Consider the following 12,375-nt stretch of genomic DNA (forward strand, 5'->3'; position numbering starts at 1 on the left):
ACTCCTTACACCTTCTCAACCTGGACAAGGTTCGTGTGCGATGGGTTGCCTTTCGCCAGCGGCGACGGACGTTGGGTGGTCAGCACGTTAATGCTCCCTGCCTGGTCGATACCTTTAGCATCCGGGTTGTACCAAGCCCCCTCACCCAGCGCGACGATGCCCGGCATCATGCGCGGCGTTACCTTAGCTTCAATATGCACTTCTCCACGGTCATTAAAGATACGCACGCGATCGCCATTGGCGATACCGCGTTTCTTCGCATCCAGTGGGTTGATCCACATCTCCTGACGACAGGCAGCTTTCAGTACATCAACGTTGCCGTAGGTTGAGTGAACGCGAGCTTTGTAGTGGAAACCGGTCAGCTGCAGCGGGAATTTCTCGGCCAGCGGATCGTTGTAGTTCTCAAAACCAGGGGTGTAGATCGGTAACGGATCGATAACATCGCCTTCAGGCAGCTCCCAGGTCGCGGCAATTTTTGCCAGCTCCTGCGAGTAGATCTCAATTTTCCCTGACGGCGTGGTCAACGGGTTAGCCTGCGGATCTTCGCGGAAGGCTTTGTAGGCCACGTGATGCCCTTCCGGATCACGCTGCTTGAAGATGCCCTGTTTACGGAAGGTATCGAAGTCAGGCAGTTCCGGCACGGCCTGACGAGAAAGCTCATGCAGATGCCGCATCCACCCTTCCTGCGTCCGCCCTTCGGTGAACTGCTGCTCTACGCCCATACGTTTCGCCAGCTCGGTGGTCATCTCATAGATCGTTTTGCACTCAAAGCGCGGTTTGATGACCTGATCGGTAAAGATAACGTAGGACATGTTGCCGCAGGAGGCATCCAGCGCGAAATCCATCTGTTCAGACGCGGTGCAGTCTGGCAGCAGGATATCGGCATATTTTGCCGACGACGTCATGTGGCAGTCAATCACCACAATCATTTCGCATTTCTTATCGTCCTGCAGAATTTCATGAGTACGGTTGATTTCAGAGTGCTGGTTAATCAGGCAGTTGCCAGCGTAGTTCCAGATCATTTTGATCGGTACATCCAGCTTGTCTTTGCCACGAACGCCATCACGCAGCGCCGTCATTTCCGGCCCACGGACGATCGCATCAGTCCACATAAACATAGAAATGCTGGTCTGTACCGGGTTTTCCAGCGTTGGCATACGCTCAAACGGCACCTCATAGGAGCCTTCACGCGCACCGCTATTGCCACCGTTGATCCCGACGTTACCGGTCAGAATCGACAGCATGGAGATAGCACGGGTGGCAATTTCGCCGTTAGCATGACGCTGCGGACCCCAACCCTGGGAGATATAGGCTGGTTTCGCTAGCGCAATTTCGCGCGCCAGCTTAACGATACGCTCCGCTGGAATACCGGTAATGGTGGATGCCCACTCCGGCGTTTTCGCCGTGGTATCGCTGCCCTGCCCAAGAATATAGGCTTTGTAGTGACCGTTGGCAGGAGCGCCTTCCGGGAGCGTTTTTTCATCGTAGCCGACACAGTATTTGTCGAGGAATGGCTGATCGACCAGGTTTTCGGTGATCATCACCCACGCCAGCGCCGAAACCAGGGCCGCATCGGTGCCCGGGCGGATTGGGATCCACTCATCTTCGCGCCCGGCACCGGTATCGGTATAACGCGGGTCAACGATAATCATGCGCGCATTAGATTTCTGACGCGCCTGCTCCAGATAGTAGGTCACCCCGCCGCCGCTCATACGCGTTTCGCCAGGGTTATTACCAAACAGCACGACCAGCTTACTGTTTTCGATATCTGACGGACTGTTACCGTCCGCCCAACCGCCGTAGGTGTAGTTCAGGCCCGCGGCAATCTGTGCGGAAGAGTAGTCACCGTAGTGGTTCAGATAGCCACCGCAGCAGTTCATCAGACGTGCAACCAGCGTTTTACCCGGCGGCCAGGAGCGAGTCAGCGTACCACCGAGGGTACCGGTACCGTAGTTAAGATAGATAGATTCATTACCGTAATCTTTGATCAGGCGTTTCATATTGTCGGCAATGGTATCAAAGGCTTCTTCCCAGCTGATGCGCTCGAATTTGCCTTCACCGCGTTTGCCTACCCGCTTCATCGGGTACTTCAGACGGTCCGGGTTATAAACGCGACGACGCATGGATCGACCGCGCAGACAGGCACGAACCTGATGCAGGCCATCGTAGTTATCATCGCCGGTGTTATCCGTTTCGACGTATTTAATCTCGCCATCGACAACATGCATGCGCAGCGGGCAGCGGCTTCCACAGTTTACCGTACACGCACTCCAGGTCACGCGCTCTACCGCCGTGGTTGGCGCAATCGCCTCTGCGGCGTGCGCAATACGGCTGAAGGGAAGCGTAAACGCACTGCTGGCCATCGCCAGTCCGCCTATGGCCGTGGTTTTCATCAAACCACGACGGCTGACCTCAGTTGCCAGTAAAGCATCGGGGGTTTCAGTTTTCATGGACTCTCACTTCGTTGCTAACATTGAAAACATGATTCGTTATATAGTTACTTATATAACGAAATGCTATTATTGTAGTTTTATATGCTGGTGTTACCTGGAAGGGAGTATTAAACGTTCTGCCGGGAGAGGTATTGTTCAGTATCAATGCGGATATAAAAAAAGCGCCTTGCGGCGCTTTTTTGTGGAACAGGAAGGATTAACCGATGTATTCCAGACCGTTCATGTAAGGGCGCAGTACCTCAGGTACTTCAATGCGACCATCTGCCTGCTGGTAGTTTTCCAGCACAGCAACCAGCGTACGACCAACTGCCAGGCCAGACCCGTTCAGGGTGTGAACCAAACGTGTTTTCTTGTCGGATTTGCTGCGGCAGCGAGCCTGCATGCGGCGCGCCTGGAAGTCCCAGACGTTAGAGCAAGAAGAGATCTCACGATAGGTGTTCTGCGCTGGAACCCAGACTTCGAGGTCATAGGTTTTGCAGGCGCCGAAGCCCATATCACCAGTACACAGGATAATTTTACGATACGGCAGGCCCAGCAGTTGCAGGACTTTCTCCGCGTGGCCGGTCATCTCTTCCAGTGCTTCCATGGAATCTTCTGGACGAACGATCTGCACCATCTCAACTTTGTCGAACTGGTGCATACGAATCAGACCACGTGTATCACGGCCGTAGGAACCCGCTTCAGAGCGGAAGCACGGCGTGTGCGCGGTCATTTTGATCGGCAGATCGTCTTCGTCGATGATTTCATCGCGCACCAGGTTGGTCAGCGGCACTTCTGCCGTTGGGATCAGCGCGTAGTTGCTGCTATCAGCTTCTTCTTCCAGCGGACGAGTGTGGAACAGGTCGCCGGCGAATTTTGGCAGTTGGCCCGTGCCGTACAGGGTGTCCTGGTTAACCAGATAAGGCACATAGTTTTCGCTATAGCCGTGCTGTTCGGTGTGCAGATCCAGCATGAACTGCGACAGCGCGCGGTGCATACGGGCAATCTGGCCTTTCATCACGACGAAACGTGAACCGGTCAGCTTCACAGCCGCAGCGAAATCGAGACCGCTGTGCATTTCACCCAGGGTTACGTGGTCACGAACCTCGAAATCGAATTCGCGCGGGGTGCCCCAGCGGCTAACTTCGACGTTGTCGTTTTCGTCACGGCCAATCGGTGCGTCGTCATGCGGGATGTTCGGGATTGTCAGCGCAATATCGCGAATCTCAGCCAGCAGAACATCCAGCTCTGATTTAGCGGCATCAAGTTGTTCGCCAAGCTTGTTCACTTCCAGGCGTAAAGGCTCAATGTCTTCCCCGCGTGCTTTCGCCTGGCCGATGGATTTCGATCGCGAGTTACGCTCTGCCTGCAGATTTTCGGTTTCTACCTGCAGTACTTTACGACGCTCTTCAAGAGCGCGAAGTTTATCTACATCCAGCTTAAAGCCCCGGCGTGCCAGTTTTTCTGCGACTGCGTCTGGCTCTGTACGCAGCAGATTGGGATCGAGCATGCTTATCCTATGCTTATCGAATTGAAAGTGGAGTATGCGACCACAGCCCGTGGTCGCAGAGGTACGTCGACAACATTACCGCAACGACTGCACTAGCGGTAGCGTTTTGTGCGGCTATTTTGATCCTGTTCAGCGAGCCAGGCGAGCTTTTCGCCAATCTTGCCTTCAAGACCTCGGTTAGTCGGGTGATAGTAGCGAGTTTGTGCCATTTCGCTAGGGAAATACTCTTCGCCAGCGGCGTAGGCGTTGGGCTCATCATGGGCGTAGCGATACTCCTGCCCATAGCCCATCTCTTTCATCAGTTTGGTCGGCGCATTGCGCAGATGCACTGGCACATCGTAATCAGGACGTTCGCGGGCATCGGCCATCGCGGCTTTAAAGGCGGTGTAGACCGCGTTGCTCTTCGGCGCACAGGCCAGGTAGACAATTGCCTGAGCGATAGCGCGCTCCCCTTCGGCCTGGCCGACGCGGGTAAAACAGTCCCAGGCAGAAATCGCCACCTGCATAGCGCGCGGGTCCGCGTTACCGACATCCTCAGAGGCAATGGCCAGGCAGCGGCGCGCGACGTACAGCGGATCGCCACCTGCGCTAATAATACGGGCATACCAGTAGAGCGCGGCATCGGGCGCGCTGCCGCGAACCGATTTATGCAGCGCCGAAATCAGGTCATAGAAGCGGTCGCCTTTGTTATCAAAGCGGGCGCTACGCTCACCGGCAATTTCGGTCAGAAGTTGAGGCTGCAACACGCGCTTGCCAGAATCATCCAGCTCCGCCATATCAGCCATCATTTCAAGCGTGTTCAGCGCACGTCGTGCGTCGCCGTTCACCAGTTCGGCAATTGCACGGCGCGTCTCGTCCGGTAGGACAATATCCTGCCCGCCGTAGCCGCGCGCGTTGTCTTCCATCGCCTGAGTAAGCACTTGCTCAATATCCTCGGTGGTCAGGGATTTCAGCAGATAGACGCGCGCACGGGAAAGCAGCGCCGAATTTAGCTCAAACGATGGGTTTTCAGTGGTTGCGCCGATAAAGGTGATAGTGCCGTCTTCAATATGCGGCAGAAAGGCGTCCTGCTGGCTTTTGTTGAAACGGTGGACTTCATCGACAAACAGAATGGTGCGGCGACCGGCGTTGCGGTTCTGTCGAGCGCGCTCAATAGCCTCGCGAATCTCTTTCACCCCGGAGGTGACGGCGGAGATCCGCTCAACATCAGCATTAGCGTAGCGAGCAATCACTTCCGCCAGCGTCGTTTTACCGGTACCTGGCGGCCCCCAAAGGATCATAGAATGCAGATGACCAGCTTCAATGGCGCGCGGCAATGGCTTACCGGCAGCCAGCAGATGCTGCTGGCCGATATACTGCGCTAAGTTTTCTGGCCGCATACGGGCGGCCAGAGGTTGGAAGGTGTTATCCGAAAAATCGAGCGACAAATTGCCCACGCATGCCTCTTACTTACGCTGATCGTCCACCGTCACGCCCTGCGGCGGTGTAAAGGTGAATTTGGAAGCGTCGATTGCGCCGTTCTGCTGCGATTTCAGCTGGTAGCTGCTGCGCTGATCGTCCTGCTCAATCGCGCTGAACTGATGGATTGTGCCATCGCGCCCTACGTTGATGGTGAATTTCTTCAGGTTGCCATTGTTGCCGCGCGGTGTCAGTACGAAATCATCACCGGTCTGCTGAATATTGTACTGCTGCCAGTCGCTGGCCTGGTTACGCGCAATCAGCATAAACGGTGTGTTGCCGGTCGCGTCTTTCAGCCAGGTAGCGGTAGCCTGCTCAACAAACGGGTTGTAGAACCACAGGGTTTTGCCGTCAGACACCAGGATGCTTTCATCCGGTTGAGTCATATGCCAGTTAAACAGGTTTGGACGTTTTACCCACAGATCGCCCTGACCTTCCTGCACCGCGTTGCCACTGCCGTCAGTCACTTTCTGAGTGAAGCTGGCATGGAAGCTGCTGACTTTATCGAGACGGCTTTTCAGGTCGCCTGCGGCATCAGCCCATACGCTGCTGACAACAAAGCTGGAAAGTAATGCACACGTGATCGCGATCTTTTTCATTAATAATCCTTAATTAGCCTCATGCTCCCGGCAGGAGAGCCTCTGGCACTCACTCTAAGACTTCGCCCAGAGCGGTGACAGAAGAAAATACTGAATTCTGACTTATTTACCCATCTTTGCAATCAATCGAACGGCGGCGGTGCCAGCACTTCACGGTTGCCGTTGTGCCCCTGTTCGCTGACGATCCCCTGCGCTTCCATCTGTTCGATGATACGCGCAGCACGGTTGTAGCCAATGCGGAACTGGCGCTGTACGCCGGAGATTGACGCTTTGCGTTTCTGGGTCACGAAATTGACCGCCTGATCGAACAACGGATCCAGTTCTTCGCCGCCATCGAAGCCACCGCCGCCGCCTTCGCTTTCGGTGTCGGAGGTGATGCCATCAACGTACTGCGGACGACCGCGAGCCTTCCAGTCCTGAACCACTGCGTGCACTTCCTGGTCACGGACAAATGCGCCGTGCACGCGCACCGGGTTGTTCGAGTTTGGACCAGCATAGAGCATATCACCCATGCCCAGCAGTGACTCAGCGCCGCCCTGGTCAAGGATAGTACGGGAGTCAATTTTACTGGAAACCGTAAACGCAATACGGGTTGGAATGTTGGCCTTAATAAGACCGGTAATCACATCCACCGATGGACGCTGGGTTGCCAGTACCAGGTGGATACCCGCTGCACGCGCTTTCTGCGCCAGGCGTGCGATCAGCTCTTCCACTTTCTTACCGACGGTCATCATCAGGTCGGCAAATTCATCGACCAGCACCACGATATACGGCAGTTTTTCCAGCACCGGATGCGTGGCATCCATACTGTCGCCCGGTTTCCAGTAAGGGTCAGGAATCGGACGGCCCATGCGCGCCGCTTCGGCAATTTTTTCGTTATAACCGGCAAGGTTTCGAACACCAAGCGCCGACATCAGCTTATAACGACGTTCCATTTCGTTGACGCTCCAGCGCAGGGCGTTAGCGGCGTCTTTCATGTCGGTGACAACTTCAGTCAGCAGATGCGGGATCCCTTCATACACTGACAGTTCCAACATTTTCGGGTCGATCATGATGAAGCGGACATCTTCAGGCTGCGCTTTATAGAGCATACTGAGGATCATGGCGTTCACGCCGACGGACTTACCAGAACCAGTGGTACCGGCAACCAGCAGGTGTGGCATTTTCGCGAGATCGGCCACCACCGGTTCACCGGCGATATCTTTACCCAGTACCACCGTCAGCGGTGATGGGTTATCGCGGAATTTATCGCAATCCAGCACTTCGCGTAGATAGACGGTCTGACGTTTTTTATTCGGCAGTTCAAGGCCAACGTACGGTTTGCCAGGAATGACTTCAACCACGCGCACGGCAACCGTCGACAGCGAACGGGCCAGGTCACGGGACAGGTTCGAAATACGCGCAGCCTTCACGCCCGGCGCCAGGTTCAGCTCGAAGCGGGTGATAACCGGCCCCGGCGAGTAGTTAACGACGTCCGCTTTAATGCGATAGTCGGCCAGACGAGTTTCCACCAGACGCGCCATCTGTTCCAACGCAAAGGTGTCCACCGGCTCCACTTCCGTTGGCGGCGGTGTTAAAAGATCCAACGATGGCAGAGGCGTCGTCGGCTTCTGCAGCGGACGATCGTCGCCGTTACGCATCAGCAGCGGGTGAATCAGGCTCTCCTGCTGCGGTGGCGTTACCGGCTGATGTGCAGGCTGCTGCACATGCTGTTGTGGCTGAGCATACTGTTGCTGAGGTGCATGCTGTTGCTGCGGCTGATGGTAGCCTTGAGCATGCTGCAGCGGCTGTTGAGGCGGCGGCGTCACCGCAGGCTCCGGCATCACGCTCGGCGTGAACAACGGCGCTTTCGGCGTCTCATCCACCAGCGTTTTCATCGGCGAGAATTCAAAATCGTCGAGAGAGAACGGGTGCGCGCCTTGTGGCTGTTCGCTGGCGTAACGATTCTGCTGAGATGCAGCGAACTGGCGTGCCAGTTCCGCTTCTGCAGCAACATCTTCATCGTTCTCTTCGAAATCATAGTTATCCTGCTCGTCCGCTTCGCCATAGCGTTGCTGCTGCGAGGCGGCAAACTGACGAGCCAGCGCATCCTGCTGCAGAGCATCTGCTTCGTCGTCGGTCAGGGGCTGATTATCATCAGGCTGATAGCGCTCAGCTTCACGGGCTGCGCGCTCTTCGGCCATCCGCTGCGATGGCAGCTTGATGCCGTAAGAGGCCAGTTCGCGGCGCGTCGGCACGCGAACGCGGTTAGGGCGTGGCAGCTGTGGGCCAATGCCTTCTTTAACCTGCGCACGTGGACCTTCAGCTGGGCTAAACAACGGTGCCGAAGCCGCAGCGGCGGCGGTTCCGGTGGCGGCAGCTGCCGCATGACGGACGCTCGCTGCGACCGGTGCAACAGCAGCGGAAGGTTCTGGTACAGAAACTGGAATGGACGGCGCGGTAGATGCCCGCTGTTCCATTGGCGCTAACGGTTCCGGAATGGGTTGATACCACGCCGCCAACTGTTCACGCTCACGTGCGCGTTTCTCTTCCACTTCTTCGAAATAGTACAGCGGCGGACGATGAGCAGGTTTAACCTCCTCTTCCACTACCGGTTCTGGCTCTACGACAGGCGTTGGTTCAGCCTGTGGCACGTTCAGATAATCCGATTCCGCGATATAGGGTTGTTCTGGCTGCGGCTGCTCATAAGCAGGCTGCTGCGGTTGTGCATGCTGCGGCGGCTCATAAGCAGGTTGCTGCGGCTGTGCATACTGCGGATGCTCATAAGCAGGCTGCTGCGGTTGCGCATACTGCGGCTGCTCATAAGCAGGCTGCTGCGGCTGTGCATACTGTGGCTGCTCATAAGCAGGCTGCTGCGGCTGTGCATACTGTGGCTGCTCATAAGCAGGTTGCTGCGGCTGTGCATACTGTGGCTGCTCATAAGCAGGCTGCTGCGGCTGTGCATACTGTGGCTGCTCATAAGCAGGCTGCTGCGGTTGCGCATACTGTGGCTGCTCATAAGCAGGCTGCTGCGGTTGTGCATACTGTGGCTGCTCATAAGCAGGTTGCTGTACCGGCGGCCATCCTTCTGGCGCAGGTGCAATAACCGGTTCACCCGCCGTTGGCGCTGGAACGGCCTGCCATTCAACGGCAGGTGCAGCTACAGGCTGCTCGTTCATAGACGGCGCAGCTAATGTTGGGTCAGCGGCCCACGCCGTTGTGCCTGTAACGGCAACGGCCTCAGCGACGGTATGGCCGCTCAGTAGAGGATCGTACTCATCATATTCGGCGGCACGCGTCGCGCTGGCGCCAGAGAACAGCACATCATCAGGATCGACCTGAGCCGCATAGCGACCTGCCTCTTCCGGTTCGTCCATACGACGACCAGAGAACAGCGCCTCGTCCGTTTTGCGCACCATCGGGTTAGAGAATTTTTCGGCGATCCGCTTACGGCGTGCCAGCGCACCTCGCAGGATGCGCGCACGACGAGATTCACGGGACGCTTTCTGCGTCTCCTCGCCGTCGTCTTCATATTCGTCTTCTTCTTCGTACTCGTCTTCATCAACCCAGGTGTCGTCACGACGGGTTCGGTTGCTGGCGAACGTCAGAATATTGAGGATCCAGCTGCCCATTTTCTCGGCAATGCTGACCCATGACCAGCCGGTAAACAGCGTCAGACCTGCGGCCCAGATGCAGAGTAGCGCAATGGTCCCGCCGCTGCTGTGCAGCATCGGTTGCAGCGCGGTGCTGAGCAGGCTGCCAATCACGCCGCCGGAGGCAAAGTACCAGATATCATCGGCGTTTATCGCCGCGAGTCCGCATGAAGTAAGGATGATCGCCAGTACGCCAATCAGGCGCAGCGAGACGGCGAAGTAGTCGATGTACTCATCGTTCGAACGGTGTCGCCAGGCAAACCAGCAGCCACCAACAATGATGACCGGTATGGTGTAAGCCATCACGCCGAAGATGAAGAACAGCGTATCGGCCAGCCATGCGCCAGGAGCACCACATAAATTGTGGATCGGTTCGTGCCAGGCCGTTTGCGACCAGCTAGGATCGGAAGGATTGAAGCTCAGTAGTGCAGCCATTAACCAAACGGCAAAAATGGCGCATAAAAGGAGTAACGCCTCAAGGAGCCGGCGTCCGCTGCTGAGTTTTGTGAGTTTGACTTCTTTGTCTTCTGTATATTCCTGGCTCAAGAAAGGCTCTCCAGGTGCCGAATGCTAAAACGGACAACAGTGCCAGATTGCGCCGACACTGTTGCTGTATGGATTAACAGGAGTGTAATCAAACTACGCTGATTTTGCACCTGTTCCGTTTTAGCGGGTCTTAATTACCAGACGATTACTCTGCTTAACCTCTTCCATAACGACGTAAGTACGGGTGTCGTTCACGCCTGGCAGGCGCAGCAGGGTCTCGCCAAGAAGTTTACGGTAAGCCGACATGTCCGGTACGCGGGTTTTCAACAGATAGTCGAAATCGCCGGAAACCAAGTGACACTCTTGAATTTCTTCAAGTTTTTGCACAGCGGCGTTAAATTGTTCAAACACGTCTGGTGCACCGCGATTCAGAGTAATCTCAACAAAAACCAGCAGCGATGCATCAAGGTAATGCGGGTTTAACAGCGCGGTATAGCCCTGAATAAAACCCTGTCGTTCCAGACGACGTACGCGCTCAAGGCACGGGGTCGGAGAAAGTCCTACTCTTTTGGAAAGCTCGACGTTCGAAATACGCCCATCTTTTTGCAGTTCATTGAGAATGTTGCGGTCGATGCGGTCGAGATCTTTGCCAGGGCGTTTTTTACTATCTACCATTATTATTGTCTCTCTGTATTCCTTCCCTACTCCTGTCTTGACTCTGTGCACTTCACTGTTCAGAGCCTTCTCCCGATTTCAATGCGCCGTTGTTGCTGCAACGACGAATATCCCAGGGTATGCGTATGAGAAGCCCCGGCGCCTAACGGCCACCCTCCGACATCACGTATGATGTCTGTCCACACCATACGTAGATTTCAGTGATCCGGGTAAAAATGGTATTTGCGTGCATGAAAATTCACCACACGCGAAACACTGCTTTTCTTCTTCCTTGAATGTTGTCGCAAAAGCTTAGGGGATTGTCAAAGCAAAACATCTTTTTTTAGTACAACATGCCACATATTCATGAATCCTGGGTCCGGTTTCACATGTAATCGTCTTATAATCATCGGCGTGGCAGTAGAAATAGTTATATTTTTTGATGTTAAAATAGCCAATCAATCGGCTCATTCTATTACACATATCGTTAACAAAATCGCTGTGCTCTTTTTTTACGTCTACAAATTCCCTACAATCCAGAGCAATGTCTGCCAACAATTATGGGGATCTCATGGGCACGGCCAAACACAGTAAGTTGTTAATCCTTGGTTCTGGACCTGCGGGATACACCGCTGCGGTCTATGCTGCACGCGCAAACCTGCAACCGGTACTGATTACCGGGCTGGAAAAAGGCGGTCAGCTGACCACCACCACAGAAGTGGAAAACTGGCCTGGCGATCCAAGCGACCTGACCGGTCCACTGCTGATGGAACGTATGCACGAACATGCCACTAAGTTTGAGACCGAAATTATTTTCGATCATATTCACAGCGTGGATCTGCAAAACCGTCCGTTCCGCCTGACCGGCGACAGCGGCGAGTACACCTGCGATGCGTTAATCATCGCCACCGGCGCCTCTGCCCGCTATCTGGGCCTGCCGTCAGAAGAAGCGTTTAAAGGCCGCGGCGTTTCTGCCTGCGCTACCTGCGACGGTTTTTTCTACCGCAACCAGAAAGTCGCGGTCATCGGCGGCGGCAACACCGCAGTGGAAGAAGCACTGTATCTGTCCAACATCGCATCAGAAGTGCATCTGATTCACCGTCGTGATTCTTTCCGTGCGGAAAAAATCCTGATCAAACGTCTGATGGATAAAGTGGAAAGCGGCAATATCGTACTGCACACCAAGCGTACGCTGGAAGAAGTGACCGGCGACCAGATGGGCGTGAGCGGTCTGCGTCTGCGTTCTACTGAAAACGACGAGATTGAATCGCTGGACGTCGCGGGTCTGTTCGTGGCTATCGGCCACAGCCCAAATACCGCGATCTTCGAAGGCCAACTGGCGCTGGAAAATGGCTACATCAAAGTGCAGTCCGGCATTCACGGTAACGCAACGCAAACCAGCATCCCTGGCGTGTTCGCGGCGGGTGACGTAATGGACCACATTTACCGTCAGGCAATCACCTCTGCGGGTACCGGCTGTATGGCCGCGCTGGACGCTGAGCGCTACCTCGACGGTCTGGCTGACGCGTGCAAATAATCTTTACAAGTCAGTAACAAAAGTAAAAAAGGCGACGATAAGTCGCCTTTATTTTTTCTGCGATGTA

At 55.2% G+C, this 12,375-nt stretch carries 7 protein-coding genes; 1 reads left to right on the plus strand and 6 read right to left on the minus strand.

The features are described from left to right. Nucleotides 1–5: 5 nt before the first annotated feature. The 6 genes from dmsA to lrp form a co-directional block, all read right to left on the minus strand. On the minus strand, nucleotides 6–2,450 hold the full coding sequence (gene dmsA / locus ACLGE8_RS05980) for a dimethylsulfoxide reductase subunit A (RefSeq protein ID WP_410997187.1): 2,445 nt from the start codon (nucleotides 2,448–2,450) through the stop codon (nucleotides 6–8). 199 nt (nucleotides 2,451–2,649) lie between these two features. Then, nucleotides 2,650–3,942, minus strand: a complete 1,293-nt coding sequence (gene serS / locus ACLGE8_RS05985) for a serine--tRNA ligase (protein WP_410997189.1) — start codon at nucleotides 3,940–3,942, stop codon at nucleotides 2,650–2,652. A 92-nt stretch (nucleotides 3,943–4,034) separates the two neighbouring features. After that, nucleotides 4,035–5,378: a replication-associated recombination protein RarA gene (gene rarA / locus ACLGE8_RS05990; protein WP_410997191.1), complete on the minus strand. Its 1,344-nt coding sequence runs from the start codon at nucleotides 5,376–5,378 to the stop codon at nucleotides 4,035–4,037. A 9-nt stretch (nucleotides 5,379–5,387) separates the two neighbouring features. Beyond that, nucleotides 5,388–5,999, minus strand: coding sequence for an outer membrane lipoprotein chaperone LolA (gene lolA, locus ACLGE8_RS05995; RefSeq protein WP_185666578.1), 612 nt, complete (start codon nucleotides 5,997–5,999; stop codon nucleotides 5,388–5,390). 122 nt (nucleotides 6,000–6,121) lie between these two features. Then, nucleotides 6,122–10,177 carry a DNA translocase FtsK 4TM domain-containing protein gene (locus ACLGE8_RS06000; RefSeq protein WP_410997193.1) on the minus strand — a complete coding sequence of 1,352 codons (4,056 nt, stop codon included), beginning with the start codon at nucleotides 10,175–10,177 and terminating at the stop codon, nucleotides 6,122–6,124. Between the two features lie 120 nt (nucleotides 10,178–10,297). Then, nucleotides 10,298–10,792 (minus strand): leucine-responsive transcriptional regulator Lrp, encoded by a 495-nt coding sequence (lrp, locus tag ACLGE8_RS06005; protein WP_000228469.1) that lies wholly within the window; start codon nucleotides 10,790–10,792, stop codon nucleotides 10,298–10,300. 550 nt (nucleotides 10,793–11,342) lie between these two features. Here lrp and trxB point away from each other — a divergent pair. Further along, nucleotides 11,343–12,308 carry a thioredoxin-disulfide reductase gene (trxB, locus tag ACLGE8_RS06010; RefSeq protein WP_410997195.1) on the plus strand — a complete coding sequence of 322 codons (966 nt, stop codon included), beginning with the start codon at nucleotides 11,343–11,345 and terminating at the stop codon, nucleotides 12,306–12,308. Nucleotides 12,309–12,375 lie beyond the last annotated feature (67 nt).

It is taken from the genome of Kluyvera sp. 142486 (assembly GCF_046569695.1).
GTDB lineage: Bacteria > Pseudomonadota > Gammaproteobacteria > Enterobacterales > Enterobacteriaceae > Kluyvera.

What these genes read in the sequence shown, in the direction of transcription:
- trxB (WP_410997195.1), top strand. Translation starts at nt 11,343, where the DNA reads ATGGGCACGGCCAAACACAGTAAGTTGTTAATCCTTGGTTCTGGACCT.
- serS (WP_410997189.1), bottom strand. Translation starts at nt 3,942, where the DNA reads ATGCTCGATCCCAATCTGCTGCGTACAGAGCCAGACGCAGTCGCAGAA.
- lolA (WP_185666578.1), bottom strand. Translation starts at nt 5,999, where the DNA reads ATGAAAAAGATCGCGATCACGTGTGCATTACTTTCCAGCTTTGTTGTC.
- dmsA (WP_410997187.1), bottom strand. Translation starts at nt 2,450, where the DNA reads ATGAAAACTGAAACCCCCGATGCTTTACTGGCAACTGAGGTCAGCCGT.
- lrp (WP_000228469.1), bottom strand. Translation starts at nt 10,792, where the DNA reads ATGGTAGATAGTAAAAAACGCCCTGGCAAAGATCTCGACCGCATCGAC.